The sequence below is a fragment of the Paenibacillus lautus genome, from assembly GCF_050482385.1.
Classification (GTDB): Bacteria; Bacillota; Bacilli; order Paenibacillales; family Paenibacillaceae; genus Paenibacillus_AQ; species Paenibacillus_AQ lautus_B.
Map to the genome: position 1 here is coordinate 42,582 of NZ_JBCNHV010000015.1, position 16,460 is coordinate 59,041.

Annotated in this window: 12 protein-coding genes and 1 pseudogene; 3 read left to right on the plus strand and 10 right to left on the minus strand. The window is 47.7% G+C overall.

Translation table 11 applies throughout. From position 1 onward, the window contains the following. Positions 1-24 precede the first annotated feature (24 nt). From ABEW73_RS18730 to ABEW73_RS18760, 7 genes are all read right to left on the minus strand, one after another. Entirely contained in the window at positions 25-2,247 is a 2,223-nt protein-coding gene (locus ABEW73_RS18730) for an AAA family ATPase (RefSeq protein ID WP_430165922.1), read from the minus strand. A 72-nt stretch (positions 2,248-2,319) separates the two neighbouring features. Further along, entirely contained in the window at positions 2,320-2,805 is a 486-nt protein-coding gene (locus ABEW73_RS18735) for a DUF6530 family protein (RefSeq protein WP_430165925.1), read from the minus strand. A gap of 228 nt (positions 2,806-3,033) precedes the next feature. Further along, entirely contained in the window at positions 3,034-4,323 is a 1,290-nt protein-coding gene (locus tag ABEW73_RS18740; RefSeq protein ID WP_430165927.1) for a class II aldolase/adducin family protein, read from the minus strand. Positions 4,324-4,525: 202 nt separating this feature from the next. Then, on the minus strand, positions 4,526-6,784 hold the full coding sequence (gene bahA, locus ABEW73_RS18745; RefSeq protein WP_430165928.1) for a bacitracin amidohydrolase BahA: 2,259 nt from the start codon (positions 6,782-6,784) through the stop codon (positions 4,526-4,528). 98 nt (positions 6,785-6,882) lie between these two features. After that, positions 6,883-8,034 (minus strand): HAMP domain-containing sensor histidine kinase, encoded by a 1,152-nt coding sequence (locus ABEW73_RS18750; RefSeq protein ID WP_430165930.1) that lies wholly within the window; start codon positions 8,032-8,034, stop codon positions 6,883-6,885. Further along, the gene (locus ABEW73_RS18755; RefSeq protein ID WP_430165932.1) at positions 8,031-8,744 is read right to left on the minus strand and encodes a response regulator transcription factor; all 714 of its coding nucleotides are present in this window, start codon (positions 8,742-8,744) and stop codon (positions 8,031-8,033) included. Before ABEW73_RS18755 ends, ABEW73_RS18750 begins: the two co-directional genes overlap by 4 nt. A gap of 132 nt (positions 8,745-8,876) precedes the next feature. Next, positions 8,877-9,449, minus strand: coding sequence for a TetR/AcrR family transcriptional regulator (locus ABEW73_RS18760; RefSeq protein ID WP_430165934.1), 573 nt, complete (start codon positions 9,447-9,449; stop codon positions 8,877-8,879). Positions 9,450-9,687: 238 nt separating this feature from the next. On the opposite strand from ABEW73_RS18760, the gene ABEW73_RS18765 reads away from it, so the two are divergent. Next, a complete protein-coding gene (locus ABEW73_RS18765) occupies positions 9,688-10,632 on the plus strand; it encodes a ketopantoate reductase family protein (RefSeq protein ID WP_430165936.1) in 945 nt (314 codons plus the stop codon). Positions 10,633-10,794: 162 nt separating this feature from the next. Here ABEW73_RS18765 and ABEW73_RS18770 read toward each other — a convergent pair whose 3' ends face one another. Beyond that, positions 10,795-11,664, minus strand: coding sequence for a methyl-accepting chemotaxis protein (locus tag ABEW73_RS18770; protein ID WP_430165938.1), 870 nt, complete (start codon positions 11,662-11,664; stop codon positions 10,795-10,797). Positions 11,665-11,682: 18 nt separating this feature from the next. Beyond that, positions 11,683-13,137, minus strand: a complete 1,455-nt coding sequence (locus tag ABEW73_RS18775) for an aldehyde dehydrogenase family protein (RefSeq protein WP_430165940.1) — start codon at positions 13,135-13,137, stop codon at positions 11,683-11,685. Between the two features lie 395 nt (positions 13,138-13,532). Here ABEW73_RS18775 and ABEW73_RS18780 point away from each other — a divergent pair. After that, positions 13,533-13,616, plus strand: a pseudogene (locus ABEW73_RS18780) (transposase); the annotation flags it as partial. Between the two features lie 242 nt (positions 13,617-13,858). Here the strand turns inward: ABEW73_RS18780 and ric are convergent. Beyond that, on the minus strand, positions 13,859-14,557 hold the full coding sequence (ric, locus tag ABEW73_RS18785; protein ID WP_430165942.1) for an iron-sulfur cluster repair di-iron protein: 699 nt from the start codon (positions 14,555-14,557) through the stop codon (positions 13,859-13,861). A gap of 267 nt (positions 14,558-14,824) precedes the next feature. Between ric and ABEW73_RS18790 the strand changes: the two genes are divergently transcribed. Beyond that, positions 14,825-16,459, plus strand: coding sequence for a spore germination protein (locus ABEW73_RS18790; protein ID WP_430165944.1), 1,635 nt, complete (start codon positions 14,825-14,827; stop codon positions 16,457-16,459). The last annotated feature ends 1 nt before the right edge of the window (position 16,460 follow it).

Sequence of the window (16,460 nt, forward strand, 5' to 3'; positions counted from 1 at the left end):
AGGCTGAAGCTGTTCAGTATGGTTTTACAAATACCGTGAAATGATACGCACCAGCTTCGCTGGCAGCTCATTCAGGTTGGTAATATCCAAAAACCTCTCGGCACCATAGATCTGACTAATGACATCCTTGTCCTGACCGATGGCTGCTGCCAGAAATTTGACTCCTTTTCTTTCGAATTCAGATAGAGTCTGCTGCATGTCCTGAATGGCCAGACTTCCGGTATAGTCTTCCATGGCTTTAGGCTGCCCGTCGCTGATGCTGATCAACAGCTTAGTTTGCTTCGGTGAAGTGGCTAACCTTTCCGCCATAATTCTTAAAGCCATACCATCCCGATTATTACTTCTGGCTCGGATCCCCATCAGCCTGAACCGATCGCGGACATCCGGTTGATCGTAATCGGCATAAGCGAAGAGGGACATCTGCTCCAAGCGGGAAACATCCGCAGTATCCCCATAAATTAAAACAGGAATATGGCAAATTTGACAGAATTCATAGACCGCAATAACCGCCCGCTTGGCCGCCTCCAATCTTCCGAAAGCAGCCATCGATGCGGATTCATCCACCCTCAAACCGACCACAAGACCAGGGGATTCCGTCGGAGGACGCTTCTTGGCAAAATACCTGAAATCGCGGTAGGCCACGCTGTCTGCTTGAAATTTAGAACCGTAGTAATGGTTTTTGGCAAATTCCGTGGTTATCTCGTGCTCCAATAGCGGCAGCGTCTGTCTGGCAATTTCCCGCACGATGGTCATAAGGCCCTTACTCAGGCTCCTATATTCCTCCTGCTGGTTCGGATCGTATTCAGGACGGTGAACGATCAGCTTAACAGCCTGATGAATCGAATCGGACACGATGGATCTGGAGACTTGATTCAGCTTTTTGCGAAAGTCCCGCTCCTTCTGCTTCTCCTCCTCCGTCATGGGTTCGGGATTGGCCTGGTGATATTGCGGTGATCCGTCCTCCCCCGAATCCGAACTCTCCATATCCGCTGACTCATCCGCGAGGATGGATGTGCTGTCTTCGCTTTCAGCGGACTTTTTTAACCGGATACCTTCTTCCTCGGCTTGCCTATCAGAAGTGGAATCCAGGTCGATATCGCTGTTCCATGTCGTGATCTCCACTGCCTCTGTATTTCGATTATTACTCATCTCAAGCGGGGCTTCCTCTAGCATATCCATTAAGCCTTCGCCTTCCAGCGCTTCTTCCAGCAGTTTGATCTCTTCCGAATCGGTTGTTATCTTGTAGATCACTTTATGATAAAGAGCTCCCCTCGCAGAAGCACCTTGAGCAACGGCATCTACCCAATAGAAATAGGAGCGCATGCCAGCCACGCCTTTAATGGCATTAGCTCGGGCTGTTTTATCCAATAGGATTATGACTCTTGCCAGTACGTCCAGCATTTCATCGTTCCGATAACCGGTTTTGGCCATTGCTCGCTCCATCATGATCTCTTTGGTCGGCAGGTCCATCTTCTCCGTATGCTGCACTCGGTCACGCAATGCCTCGTTAAGCGGCCTCGATCCCGCATAACTGCGGTTTGCCGTGATCACCGCTATAAAATCCGGATGCCGGTGCACGATCTCCGTTGGGAGATTAAGGCTGCCGCTCGGCTCCAACGCGGAATTCAATGCCATCAATACGCCAGCGTCCCGAATCACGTTCGGTTCCTGTATTTCCAGCAGATAGCCCTTTTGAAAAGCTCTGACGATCTCGGAAGCGTAAAATCGATACTCGACAGCTCCATCATCTTGAGCGTTATGCGCGGCCAGCTTCAATAATCGCTTCATCTTGGCGGAAGCCATCTCTTGTGGAATCTCCAGCGCCTCCATTAAAATCTCCGTCGAGCTTCGAAAGCCGTCGCTTTCGTATAATGCGCTCAAGGCCGCTTGGTCCGCAGGTTCCAACTGCTTCATTCGATCAGATGAAATAACCGGTAAAATGGCTCCGAGAATATCCGATTTATCCATATCGGCAAAACAAGTTACTTTGGTATAGGGTAACCTGAAGTTTGCGGACAACGCCTTGGCGAGCTGCGTTTTTCCGGAGCCGGCATCTCCCTCTAATAGAATATTGGCGATTTTCATCTCACCGCGATGCCAATTACGCTTGATTTCATTCGTGATTCGCCGTTCTTCCTCGCTTACTTTATGCGTTAATGTTTTTTTCCAAACAAGGCTCTTTTCTTCCTCAGTCCATGCTCTCCCAGGAGACAGCACGTTAGATTCATTGTCATTCCGGTCTTTCATGACCGCTCACCTCCAAACTCTCGTTAACACTGAACGCAGGAAAAGCCCCGTCCCCCCCGTTCGGCGACTTTCTTATCGTACATAACCCAATTCTTCTAACATTCTCGTTAAAGTGCGTAGACGTTCTCCAATCATCTCACCATTATCGCTCAGTGCCTCGTTGAACAGCTTGATATCCTCCTGAATCTGTTCATTATCCGTGCAAACAGCTACCGTCATGGCGTTCCCCTGCAATCCGATCCGGTCGATCACAGGCTGTTGCGGGTCATATAAATGTTCATATCTATAGGCTTCGCTAAAATGTGTCAGCGCAGTGCAAATGAGAATGGACAAATCTAGAATTCGATGAATAGGTAACTCATCCGATGGACTGGTCCCTTGTTCCTCAGCAGCTCTCCATATCTTGGCGGCAATTTGCGCCTTAGCCTCCTCGTTCTGCTCGGTCAATCCTAAAGATAGAGCTCCTACATCTGTTTTAGATGCCAATCGTCCATCCACTTTCCCATAGTTATCCGACACAATCACGGGTTTATGATTTGTTGAAGTAGGTATTTTCATGGTTCCTCCTCTCTCCTAAAAAACAAACAATTTATATTTTTATCTATTTATATAATAGATAATTTTTATGTTGTTGTAAAGAATGGTTCTCCAAGCTTCAATTGAAATAACGCTCTGGAAGCAAATGTTTCCACACAGAGGCCGATTCATCGGTGCCAGAACAAACGAAAGGCTGCCGCTCTATTACCGCGACAGCCTTGGTACAGCTGAGGTATTCCAATGAACTTCCTACTCCAGATTAAACGCTGCTTCAAGCTCGCGAATCCGGTCGTCATCGATGTGGATGACATTGCCGAGCGTTCTTGCCGACAGAATGGACTTGGCGCTGTACTCGGCAACTTCTAATCGGTCAAACGCGTTAAGCAGACTCTGACCGGCAACAATGACACAATTATTATTCGCGATGGCAATCGGCGTATTCGCTTTAAACAGCGAAGCGGTACGCTCAGGCTCGTTGTAAACCGCATGAAAGGGAAGCTTCGGCATTCCGCGAAGCAAGATATAACTCTCCGGTATCGTTCTTGAATCGAATGCGGTATCGGTTACGGCAAATGCCATAATGTTGGGAGGATGCGCGATGATGACCGAATGGACATGCGGCTGCATTTTGTAGATCGCATCATGGAGAAAGACAGACTTGCTTGGCTGTTTGCCAGCCTCAGCTTTGCCGTTCTCAATACGGACTAAGTCACCCGGTTCCAGATCGTTGCGGTCTTTACCATAGGGTGTGATAACAAAATCATTTCCAAACAATCGATGGGAAAATGTGCCCTGCGTGCTTGTGAACAAACCTTGTTTATACGCACGCCGCACGAGTGCGCACATCTCGTGGCGGATTTCTTTTTCCTCCGACGTGCAGGTGTCGTAGATATACGTATCCAGTTGCAGCGTGCTTTTGTTGCGGACGGTATCGTAATCCTCATCGGTCAGCAGGACGGGATTTCCGAGTCGACGCGCCTCGATCTCCAGCCGCGCACAGAAGTCCAGGGTTTCAAATCGGTTAAACGCTTGAGAAAGGTCCCCAGCTCCGACCACAACGCCATGATTCTCCAGCATGACCGTGTCGATCCCGCGCTTGAATACAGCCGCAATGTTCTCCCCGAGCTGCTCGCTTCCAGGCAGGGCGTACGGCGCGATCCCGATCTCGCCGCAGATCTGCCGTTCGTTCGGAAGCAGCCTGGTATCCGGAATGCGACGGACAATGCTGAACGAAACCAGTGCGGGCGGATGTGCGTGAATGATCGCTTTCAAGTCCGGACGGGCTTGATAGATAAGCCTGTGAAACGGAAACTCGCTGGACGGCTTGTGAATTCCCAGAACTGCGCCGTTCTCCTTCACACATACCATATCCATCCGGGTTAATGAGCCTTTGTCCACCCCGGCCGGTGTGATCCAAATATCTCCGTTCTGGTCCCTGATCGACAGATTGCCCCCGGACGTGGTCGTCATGCCATGGTTGTAAATACGATTGATAAATTGAAGAAGCAGATCTGCTGGATGCAAAAAATCCTGATTCATTCCTTCCACCGCCTTATCCGAATTTCTTTGTTTAGTTTTGTTTATTTTTATTATACTGTTTTTTCTATTGATATTCGAGAATAATTGTGGCAAAAACCTAACAAGTAGAAAATTAGGATTCGTATCATCAGCTCCGCACCAGATGTTCATGATTGGCGTACTAATACGAAAAGTCGCCATTTCAGGCGACTTTTTTTATCGTTTATAATCGGATGCCCACATCACTAAGCAGTACGGTTCCCCGCTTGGTCAGGTTGAACTCCATACGAATCTTGCTCAACTGCTCTGGATTGAAATCCGGATTCATTTTGTTGAAATCATCTAAATGGAAATCATAGCTTTGAAATACGGGTTCCGAAATATTACCTGCATTCGAAAACGGCCATTTCAGCAGTTTACCTTCAATAACAGGCGGCAATTTGGATCGATGGCTGAGGGGAAGACTTGCCTCATGGCCTTTCCTATCTTCGGCAGTAATCGTAAAATTGATAAGCTCTTTCGAGTCGCCAATTTCTTCTTTCCCACGGGCATCCGTCAGCGAAAATACGATGGAGCTTTCCTTCCCTGTTCTCACCCCATGGTCCGGCAAAGCAACCGTATAGGATGCGAGTTCCGCCGAAGCCTCCGAATTCCAGCCTAAGCGAACGGCGCTGTAATCCGCTTCGCCCATTTTGACCTTCACCTTTTCCTCCTTCCATTGCTGGAGGTTCTCACCCATCAGGCTGCCGCCGGGAATTGTGGTGCTCTGCAGATCGATGTCTTCATGAAAATCGGCGATCAAGGTCGTGTTCGAATCGTAATAATTGCCGACATACAGGTTGTCCGGAATCCATTCCTTGGCGTAACCGAAATCTTTGAACACCTCTCGATATTGCCGTTGGTCCTTTAGCGTGGCATCCAGAAAAGAAGATATGAACACTTTTGCAATGGTTTCCTGTTCATCCCTTGGCATGATTTGATGTAGGTTAAACAGTTGGTTCCCCAAGCCTACAACATCCCCTCTGCCCCAGCCTCCGTTAAACTGGCCGTGGTTGGCTCCATAAATATAGACCAGCGATTTCATGTAATTTGTGCCCTTAGTATAACTAATCCGGTGATATTGCTTCACGCTGTCCAGGCTGATGACATCCATATCATGAGCTCCATGCAAAGCCAGATAATTCACGTCTTCCAGCGGCAGGGGTTTACCCTGGGGTTTGTATTGCCCGTCCGTGCCCGCAATGGAAATGAGCGAGCGGATCGAAAAGTTATAATCAAACTTGATGTGGCCATGGTCCGGATGCGTGCCGAGCTTGTTGAAGGCTGCCGCGATGGCAATCGCTTCACCGCCTCGGGAATGCCCGATGAGGGCGATTCGTTCCATATCGACCTTTTGATAAAACGGATGGACCGGGTCGCTGTTCCAGCCTTTCCAGGTTTGCAAATGCTCCAGCAGCAGCAAGCCTCTTGCCGGATTTTCATTCCGCAGGGGGCTGACCAGAAAAAGGTCTTCATAAGGGGAGAAATTAAGAAAATTTTCATCCACAGAGACGAAAATATACCCTTTGCTCGCCATCAGTTTGCCCAGGTATTCATAACCCGGATCGGAGTAATCGTTCATTAAGTGATTTCCATGCACAATCAGGACAAGTGGAAAGGCTCCCTCCCCTTCGGGATACCATACTTTGCCGTTTAACGGCATGGCCTCGGGTCCGAATCCAAGCGACTTCGTGCGCACGGCCGACCATTTCTCAACAAACTTGGACGCATCCACCGTTTGGGTGGTTAGGGAACCGCTCTGGTTAAACTCACTCCTGTAATTGTCGGGGCTTCCGTATAACAGGCTTTTGACGGAATACTCGCCTTGTTCGGCAGGGTTGTTCATCGACGTGCCATCATATCGGGCTGAAGTTTTCAGCTGTTTTAAGGTCACGTCCGGAGCGGCTTCATCCCCGGCCCGAATCAACCAGAAGCTGCCGGCGCCGATCACGACAATGATCAGGGATAAACAGGCCATGGCGCCGATCTTCCTAGTGTTGGACGCTTGCTTGTAGCTTCCCGTTGCAAATTTATAAACCAATGCACCAAACAAAGAAAAAACAACAGCAAACAACACAATGAAAACCACCGATACTTCCAGCGGCCCAATGAAACAGAATAAAAGGATGATAAGGGAGCACAACAATATCCACATATAACGGCTTGGTAGTTTTTTAACCCCGTGCAGCAATAATGCAGCCAGACCGCTTATAAGCGCTGCCGCTAAGAGAAACAGGAATGTACCGACGAAGAATTTACCGAAACTATACCCCATCAGTAGATAATTTGCCTGGATCAGTATCAGGATAAAGGCAATGACGCCAAGGCCAAGTGACGCACCCTTCCATCCAGGGGATAACGGCCCCCGTCGCTTTCGGTTGGCCATTATTCTTCGAACAAAAACAACGTCCTTCTCTGTTTCTTTCTCTTTTTGTATTTCCAATCTCTCCAGTCCTCCTGTATACCATTATCGTTATTGGTTCTACTTCTCAGGTTACCGGATCATTCTTTCTCTGCACTTTCCCGAATCTTTCAGTAATCTTACAATTCGTTAGGCAGAAAAAGAATGAATTTCGTTTGCCCGTTCGTGGTCAGCGTGATGTTACCCCCATGTTTTTCTACCACTTGTTTAGCAATGGCAAGCCCTAGACCCGTGCCCCCGTCGCTTTTTCGGGCTTGGTCTCCGCGGACAAAGGCATCGAAAATCGTTTCCTTCATGGCATCCGGGATACCGATGCCATCGTCTGAAACGTGAATTTCGACACCATTCCCCTTCGTTACCAATTTCAATCCAACGGTTGTGCCAGGCGGGTTGTATTGGATTGCATTGGACAGGATATTGGAAACCGCCCGGTATAACCATGTCGCGTTGAAGGGGACGATGATTTCACGATCGGGAATATCATACTGGAAATGAAACTTCTGTTCTTCGAAAACCTCGTAATACTCGGCTGCGATTTCTCTCGTGAATTCCGTAATGTCGGATGCCTCAACGGCAAAAGGATAGTCGGGACTATCCAGCTTGGACAGTTCGAAGATGCCGTCAATCAGCTCTGACATCAGACTGGCTTTGTCGGAAATCAAACGCAGGATTTGCCGCCTTCTCTCCTCCGAATCAACGAGCCCCACTTCCATCGCTTCGATATAACCCTTAATGGTGGTCATCGGTGTCTTCAGGTCATGGGAAATGTTGATCAGCATTCGCTGCTTGCTCTCCGCAAGCTCCCGATTTTCCTTCTCCATCCGTTCAAGCCGCTCCGCCATATCATTGAAATCGTCCTGGATTTGCGCCAGTTCATAACTCGCTCGAAAATGTAATCGTTGGTGGTAGTGCCCACGAGCGATGTTTCGGATGCCGTCCGTAATCGAACGAAGCGGGGTCGTGAGCCGGGAAGCCGTCCATCTTCCGAAGACATATACGGTAATTGCAAACAAAGCGAGAAACAGCAGCAGGGCTTGGACGGCCATTCTATAAAATACTCTCTCATGCTGATCGCTGTCCATGCCTGGCACCGCTGTTGGACTGCCTATGACTCCAGTCTCCGTCTTGACCGGCCCGGTAGCCTCCATGAAATAATCCATGATCAACGCATTTAATACAAATAGCGAAAACACGGCAATAAGTGCAATCGTAACAAAGAAAAAAATATATTGGCGAATCAGCGAACGCTGCAGACGATTAGGAGATTTCATGGCTGTAACTCATCTTTCTTCGCAAATCGGTATCCGAGCCCGCGAATGGTTTTGATATAAACAGGTTTCCTCGGACAAGCTTCGATTTTATCGCGCAGCCTGCTGATTTGGACCATGACGGCGTTATCGTCAGCCAGATAATGCTCGTCCCAGGCTTGTTCAAAAATTATCTTTTTCGTAAATACGCGCCCCGGTTCCCCCATGAACAGCTTCAATAATTTGTACTCGATCGCACTCAGCGAAATCGGTGTTCCCTTGATGTACAGCATGCATTCGCGGTGATCCAGCAGCAAGTCCCCGACGCAGGTTTCAGATACCGGAGGAGCTTCCAACGGCTCATTAAACTCACAGGACCGTCTTAACTGGGCCTGAATTCTCGCCATCACTTCGAGTGGGCTGAACGGTTTGGACACATAATCGTCTGCCCCCAGCTTCAGACCGGTTATTTTATCAAGTTCCTGATTTTTGGCTGAAATGAGAATGACCGGGATTTTGTAATCCTGCCGCATCATGCGGAGCAGCTGAAAACCATCGATGAACGGCATCATGATATCGAAAAGTGCGAGATCCACGTGCTTACTTCGCAAATGCTCTAAGGCTGCTTTCCCGTCGAAAGCTTCCAGCGTCTTATATCCCTCTGCGTTCAGATAGAGCTTAAGCATGTCGATAATATCCGGATCATCATCGACCACAAGTATCGTTTTAGTCATATAAGCATCCCCCTCCAAGTAATATATGGTTCTCCTTGCGGGGGCTGATTTCCTTTTCTGGGTGGTTTCGTCAGTATCATTGTACGCAAATAACCCCCCACCTAGAGCGTCGGAGGTCATTTTATTATTGATTTATTGGCGTCCAATAAAGCCAAACAAGAGAAGCTGGTTAAGTTCAGCCATCTTATTTTTATAATTCCCGGCTCTCGCCCATGAAGCTTGAAGTGTCCCGACGACACTTAATAATTCCAAAAGGGTCTCCAGAGAAACAGAAGAATGGACCGCCCCTTCCTTCTTCCCCAGCTCAATAAATTCCTGAATAAGCTCAATTCTAATTTTATTGGTGTTTTCACTATATAAGCTTGCCAGCACCTGATCCTCAACTGCACCCGGTGTAGAAAGCAATTGATAGTCATGCTCAGCACAGATCTCCAGTACTTGGGATAGCTTGTCTTTAAACTCGATATTTTGCTTCAACAGCTCCTTGGCCATATGGATGGTATTTTGCATCAGAACGTTCGCACATTCAGTAACCACCCCTTCTTTGCTGCCGAAGTAGTTATACAGCGATACAGACGATACACCGGATTCTTCGGCAATGTCCTTGATGCTGACATGGATGAAGCCTTTTTCTTTAAAAAGCTTTAATGCGGCATGAATGATCGCATCCTTCTTTTGCTGCGTTCTTATCTCGAATTTATTCATCAGCCTTCACTCACTTCCCGTATTCGTCGCTACAAGTAGTTTACCATAAAAAGAGTAGTTTTTAAATTCCGGGGTTTATATTTAAAAACTTCTTGACAGTCCGGTCGATATCCATATAGAATCAAGCTATAATTTTTAAATATTTCATTAATTATTTAAAAACTATACTGAAAACAAAAATAAGTGTTTGAGAAAACACGGTTTGATCAAATCGTTTAACCCTAATGGAGGAGTTACTATGAAAATATTGGTTTATGGCGCTGGGGTTCTTGGCAGTTATTTAGCCCACGAGCTGGTGCGTGGAGGGCACAAGGTCACGATGCTGGCCAGAGGACGACGAGCAGAGGAGTTGGAGAAGAACGGCAATGTCATTCGGCATTATTTTCAGTTCCGCACAACGGTTAATTACGTAAGGGTAATCCGTGAACTACAGCCAAACGATGTTTATGATCTTATTTTTGTTGTGATGAAATATCCGGATTTCGAAGCGGTACTGCCTGCACTTGCAGCGAACCATAGCAGCCACATCGTTATAATGGGCAACAATGCGAGTCCTGGGGAAATGGAGGAGTATTTGCAAACCCATAGCCCGGTAGCGAAAAAGGTTGCTTTCGCTTTTCAGACGATCGCTGGCTGGAGAGAGAATGGCCGGGTCATTAGCGTACGCGGACCAAGAACCAAAATCAATATCGGCGGTTTAGGTGAGGAGCTGTCTTGGCGTTCGGTGATCGATCAGGCTTTGGTTAACACCAAATTTAAATGGACTTACTATAAAAATATGGATGAGTGGCTGAAAAGTCATTTTGTTATCATCTTGCCTTTGAATTCCATTGCTTCATCATATAACGGTAATTTGCGCAGAGCCGCAAAAGATAAGAAGCTCCTTAATCTTGTTATCCATGCTGTGGATGAAGGGCATCAAGTGTTGGAGAAAAACGGCTTTACGGTTACGCCTGCCGCTCAAAAGCAATTCGCCCGTAACAAAAGAAAGCTGTTCAACATCCTGTTGAAGATCATGTTGTCAACCCCGATTGGCAGAATCCTGCTGAGTGATCAGGCTGTGTCAGCAAACGAGATGACTGCTTTACAGCAAGCTTTTGATGATTTGAAGATACGCGCGAACATGGCTACACCTCATTGGGAGGAGCTTCAGCATTATTCCCCACCCATACAGGGATCATAGATGATGGCTTTATTGATCTTTAACTTAACCAGATAAGAAAACAATGTTCATTAAAAATCTCTGCTCAACCAACGAGCAGAGACTTTTAAATTCGTCAAAAGAAAAAAGCCGCAAAAGATATGCGGCCATCCATGTCTATATGTACGTAAGCATCGTAATTTTCTATTGCTTGTTATCTTTTGCATACAGGCTTTCTTCAGCAACCTGCGCTAGCTCCTCAGCTTTGATACTAATCTCATGGATCGTTGTAGAGAATTCCTGAATCGCCCTTGACTGGGTATCGGTTAGGGTGTGGATATCGGAAAAAGCATGATTCAACCGCTGCAAAAATTCCTGAATATTCTTCGTGATACCATTAATCTGGTCCACATTCTCTTTGGAGCTTGTCGCCAGCTTCCGAATCTCATCGGCAACAACCGAGAAGCCCCTTCCGACTTCCCCCGCTCTCGCCGCTTCGATCGAAGCATTAAGGCCTAACATGTTGCTCTGATCCGAAATCTCCTTAACAACGCTGGAAATCTTCCCAATCTGCTGTGCACTGGAGCTGACGTCCGTCATTTGGTTCGTTACGTCGGTCACACGTTCGGTAAGGTGAGCAATCGATTGACTGATATCTCCAATGGATGCGGTGGTCTGTTCGACAATGGCCGAAAAACTCTCGGCCATCTCAAACAGCGCATTCGCTTTTTCGAGACTTGTCCCCATGCCTACGCCGCCGATAACCCTACCCTGTTCGTCGTGCAGCGGGATCGCGCGTGCAGCTAGCGGAAATCCAAACAGCTCTTTCGGAACGACAGCCGATAAAGGTGTATTATTTCGAATTGCATTGGTGACTATATCGCCCTCAACAAGCGGGTCTCCCGGACTCACATTCAGCGAGAAGGTTTTGCCCGGAATATTAATGATAAGTTTCTCCGTATCATAAATGCCAATCGTGATATCATCATTCGTTAGACTTTTCAGCAGTGGAGCTACCTTTACAAAAGCACGGATCAGCTCATGCTGTGTTTGCTCTTCAGTCACATTATTCATGCCTATCTCCCCCAACCCTTAATACGGGAATTTCCTTTGTCCGTAATGAACCGATATCCACTTCATGGTCGTAAATTCATCCAGGCTCCATTGCCCATTCAGACGACCCAACCCCGACTGTTTCTCTCCGCCAAATGCTACAATCGGTTCGTCATTTATTGTGACATCATTCACATGGATCATGCCTGTATGGACCTTCTTCGCCATTTCTACACCACGTTCAAGATTGGAGGTGTGAATAGCCCCGCTGAGCCCAAAACGTGTATCGTTGGCAATGGCAATGCCTTCCTCTTCCGTTTCGAACGGAATGATACACACAACTGGGCCGAACAATTCCTCTTGCGCTACCTCCATATCCGGTTTGACATTGACAAGGACGGTAGGCTCCACCATTCTACCGGTGATATTCCCTCGCACCAATGGAACTGCACCTTGCTCAATGCCCTTCTCAATCAGCTTCTGCAGTGTCTCTGCCTGCCGATGGTTGATGACGGGTCCGATAATGGTCTGCGGATCGCTCGGATCACCTGTTGTCAGGGTAGAAACCTTCTCTTTGTATTTATCTACAAACTCCTGATAGATCGACTTCTGTACAAGAATCCGGTTGGCCGACATACAGATCTGGCCTTGATGTGTGAATCTGCTGAATGTCGCCGCTTGTACCGCGTAATCGATATCAGCATCTTCCAGGATAATGAACGCGCTGTTCCCGCCGAGCTCCAGCAGCGGCTTCTTAAAGTGCTTGACGGCCAGTTGACCAATATGGCTTCCGACCTTAGTCGAACCTGTGAAAGAAATGATTCTCGGAATCGGATGCTCGACAAACGCATCGCCAATCTCCTTAATATCTGTCACCACAACATTCAACAAGCCCTTCGGTACGCCCGCTTCTTCGAAAATCTTCCCGATCATGGTTCCGCCTGTAATCGGCGAATCCTCATGTGGCTTCAGCACGACGCCATTGCCAGCACCCAATGCTGGGGCGACAGACTTCATGGACAAGAAGAAAGGAAAGTTAAATGGACTGATAACCCCAACCACTCCAGCCGGGATCCGATACAGGCGGTTCTCCTTGCCATCCTCTGTGGAAGGTAAAATCTTTCCCTCCATTCTAAGGGGGAACGTAGCCGCTTCCTTAATCATATTCTTCACAAGACCGATCTCGAACGCCGCCTTCAGACGCGTTCCGCCCAGCTCTTGAACAATAATGGAGGAAATGTCTTCCTCATGCGATTCAATATATTTAACGGCATTTTCAAGAATGTCGCGTTTCTGGTAAGGATTAACCTTGTCCCATTCCAGCTTAGCTTGATAGGCAGCCTGATATGCGTCATCAATGTCTGCAACGCTTGCGATTTGAAAAGCAGTAATGACTTCATCATTGTATGGATTGATGTCAGGCAGCGTTTTACCGCTCTTACCGTCTCGCCATTCCCCGCCTATGAATTGCTTTCCTAATTTCGAGTAATCCATATGAACCCTCCTGTGTCGAATAATTCCAACTGATCAATATCATTATCGACTAAATACAGGTAATTGTTAAGTGAATTTTCTTTGACCTCTTCTCCCTCCCAGGGCAAGGGAGTCTATACGTTAAATAAGTGCAGAATAATAACGGGGGTGTCTCAATAATGCTGCTAGAAGACGCTCCATGTACGAATCGTTCCTACCATCGCTGTTGCCCCCACATTTCTTGGAATGGTTCTGAGCAAGGACGAAATGTGGGAGCAAAGGCGAGCGCTGACGCTTGTCCGGAATCGATTCGTCCTCTCCGCTACGCCGTGCAGTTTGATTACTTTTAGACGCAAAGAAACCGTTCTTTGATAAAATGGAGGGCAACCCAAACCATTTACGAAAGGAACGGTTTCTTACGGAAGCGGATCTATCGAAGCGAAAGCTGCGAAGGTTGTCCGCTCAAAAAAACATGTACGAAAGCCGAGGGAGACCGTGAGCCTGGAGGTCTCTCTCGGCTTTCGCTTGCCCATAATTTGCTCAAGAAGGCGGCCAATGATCAAAACAGAAGCCATAGCGGTGTGGGAATAACATCCTGAGCACCGTCATGGCTTTATTTGACACACTTTATGTTTATGAAAGCCATACGTCAAGCAACTACATCTACTCTTGGGACGGCCCCGTTATTTTGCGTTGGAATATTCATCCGAGCAGCGTTAATTCACTCTCACGGTCATCAATGTTATACAGCTTGACGAATCCGTTCGAACAAGATGTTGTTTTCCAGATGGATATGCTCGAAGGTGTCCTTTTCAAGCATCGCCAACCGTTGATAGACCAACCGATACGTACCGCAGGCATCCGACGGAAGTTCGAAATCAGTGGTTACTTCCCTGAGCTCTTGAAGCAATTTGCCTGCTTGAGCATGCTCATGTTCCAGCTCAGACACATGGGGCTTAAGCTCCACCGCAGCTTGGTGGTTAGGCTCTGCAACAAATTTCAAGATGAGCGGGAATACATGCTCGTCCTCATCCTTCGTATGATCCAGCAGCTCTTTTTTCAAATCCGAGAAAAGCGCCTGCACCCGGAGAAGTTCGGGATGATGCTCCCCATGGACGCGGGCTAATTTCGTCACATACGGCGTTAACGCAGGTAATTCATCCCGCAAGAAGGCATGATGTTTCTGCTGGATGTATTCAATCAGTTCGGATTCCTTCAGTGAAGCCGGACGGCTTTCTTGATAATCTGCAAACTTGCTCTCCACGGACCGAACCTGCTCCAAAACGGCGGCAGGTTCCAAATTGCGCTGTTTAGCCGCTTCTTCTAAAGGCACCTGCCCTCCGCAACAAAAATCAATGCGGAGTGATCGGAATAAGTCCGCGGTTTGCGGAATGGATGTAACGATATCGGATACCTGACTCTGAAGCGTGAATGAACTCATGTTCAAACCTCCTTAGACTAAATACGTCTTTGTGAACTATTTCACTCTTACAACCCAAGTATATGAAACTATTATCTTCGTATATGTGATTGCAGTCATTCCAAAATCTAACACTATGTGAACAATCAGGATCGGAGAACTACGAGAGGCCAGAGCAACATCTTTTAGACTTCTTCTTTTTGATAAAAATAACAACCAGAGGAAATACTTAATCAAAATATCCAAATGCTGTGACCCCCGTTGAATCAGGAGAGGTGTAAAAACACAATGTCATTTTCCACATGGGCGGGTTCGAACCAACCCAACAATAGCGATAATCTTTCTGCCAATCCGAATGGGAAGAACTCAGAGGATATGGACATATCGGTGAATCTGGAAGAGACCCTATCCGGAATCAAGCAGGTTCTGGGTGATAGTGACGATTTTATTGTATTTGGCTTCCATGTGTTCGGGCAGCATTCGGCTGTATTGATGTATTTTTCCGATATGACGGATCATGTCGTCATCAATAACACGATATTGAAGCCCCTCAAATATGGGCCGCGCCATATCGATGTGAATAACCTCCCGCATGATGCGTTAATGGAAACCATCATGAAAGATACGCTTTATCATACCGAGGGGTATTCGGAAAGAAAAATCTCCGTTCTAACCGACAACCTGCTAAGGGGACAATCCGTCGTAGCCATTGAAGGGCTGGACGAGGCGATTATCTTTGATACACGTCAGATCACGCAGCGCGCTATTGAGCAGCCGGCAACGGAGCAGGTCATCCGCGGGGCCAGAGAGGGATTTATAGAGTCCCTGGGGACTAATATTTCTCTACTCCGCTATCGGCTGCAAACGCCGGATTTTCGAGTGAAATCCATGGAGATCGGAACGAAAACCAAATCCAAAGTGGCCATGTGTTACATGGACGGCATAACTAATCCCGGAATCATAAAAGAGGTACAGAAGCGGCTGGATGCCATTGAAATCGACGCCGTTCTGGATTCGGGTTATTTGGAACAATTCATCGAAGACAACCATTGGTCTCCCTTTCCGCAAATCCAGTACACCGAGCGACCTGACAAAGTCGTGGCGAATCTGCTGGAAGGAAGAGTCGCCATTCTGGTCGACGGCTCCCCTCTGGCCCTAATCGCTCCAACCGTGTTTAACCAGTTCTATCAGACCGTTGAAGATTATACCGAACGCTTCGTCCTGATGAGTGCGATCCGATTGTCCCGTCTGGTTGCTCTAGTATTTTCATTGGTCTTTCCCTCACTGTATGTGGCGATTATTTCGTTTAATCCTGAGCTGATCCCCACAGAATTTGCGGTCGCCGTTGCTGGCGGGCGCGCAGGCGTACCTTTCCCTGCCATGATCGAAGTGCTTGTCATTGAAATCTCAATGGAGGTTTTAAGGGAAGCCACCATACGATTGCCCCAACAGGTAGGCGGCGCTTTATCTATTGTCGGTGTGCTCGTCATCGGCCAGGCTGCCGTAGCGGCCGGGTTCGCGAGCCCGATAACCATCGTTATTATCGCTTTAACAACCATTGGCTCTTTTGCAACACCGGCCTACAATGCGGCTCTGGCTCTTCGCCTGCTTCGTTTTCCGCTGATCATCTTAGCCGGTATCTTCGGTCTATATGGCGTCATGGTCGGCATCATTTTGATTGCCAATCATTTATTGTCACTTAAATCGTTCGGGGTCCCATACATAAGCCCATTTGTACCTGGCAACTTTCAAGGCATGCGGGATCTCCTGACCCGTGGGCCGTTGTGGAAAATGAAGAACCGGCCTTCCTTCCTCCATCCGATTAGCAAGACAAGACTGGGTGATCAAATGAAGGAACAGGTGGATCATTCTTCATCCCATATTATGGATCCCGTCCATCCTAACGACGAGAAAGGGCGTTAAC

Excerpts from the sequence above, each read along its gene's own strand:
- ABEW73_RS18750 (WP_430165930.1), bottom strand. The coding sequence starts at position 8,034 with ATGAAATCTCCTAATCGTCTGCAGCGTTCGCTGATTCGCCAATATATT.
- ABEW73_RS18760 (WP_430165934.1), bottom strand. The coding sequence starts at position 9,449 with ATGAATAAATTCGAGATAAGAACGCAGCAAAAGAAGGATGCGATCATT.
- ABEW73_RS18765 (WP_430165936.1), top strand. The coding sequence starts at position 9,688 with ATGAAAATATTGGTTTATGGCGCTGGGGTTCTTGGCAGTTATTTAGCC.
- ABEW73_RS18730 (WP_430165922.1), bottom strand. The coding sequence starts at position 2,247 with ATGAAAGACCGGAATGACAATGAATCTAACGTGCTGTCTCCTGGGAGA.
- ABEW73_RS18735 (WP_430165925.1), bottom strand. The coding sequence starts at position 2,805 with ATGAAAATACCTACTTCAACAAATCATAAACCCGTGATTGTGTCGGAT.
- ABEW73_RS18790 (WP_430165944.1), top strand. The coding sequence starts at position 14,825 with ATGTCATTTTCCACATGGGCGGGTTCGAACCAACCCAACAATAGCGAT.
- ABEW73_RS18755 (WP_430165932.1), bottom strand. The coding sequence starts at position 8,744 with ATGACTAAAACGATACTTGTGGTCGATGATGATCCGGATATTATCGAC.
- ABEW73_RS18770 (WP_430165938.1), bottom strand. The coding sequence starts at position 11,664 with ATGAATAATGTGACTGAAGAGCAAACACAGCATGAGCTGATCCGTGCT.
- ABEW73_RS18740 (WP_430165927.1), bottom strand. The coding sequence starts at position 4,323 with ATGAATCAGGATTTTTTGCATCCAGCAGATCTGCTTCTTCAATTTATC.
- ric (WP_430165942.1), bottom strand. The coding sequence starts at position 14,557 with ATGAGTTCATTCACGCTTCAGAGTCAGGTATCCGATATCGTTACATCC.
- ABEW73_RS18775 (WP_430165940.1), bottom strand. The coding sequence starts at position 13,137 with ATGGATTACTCGAAATTAGGAAAGCAATTCATAGGCGGGGAATGGCGA.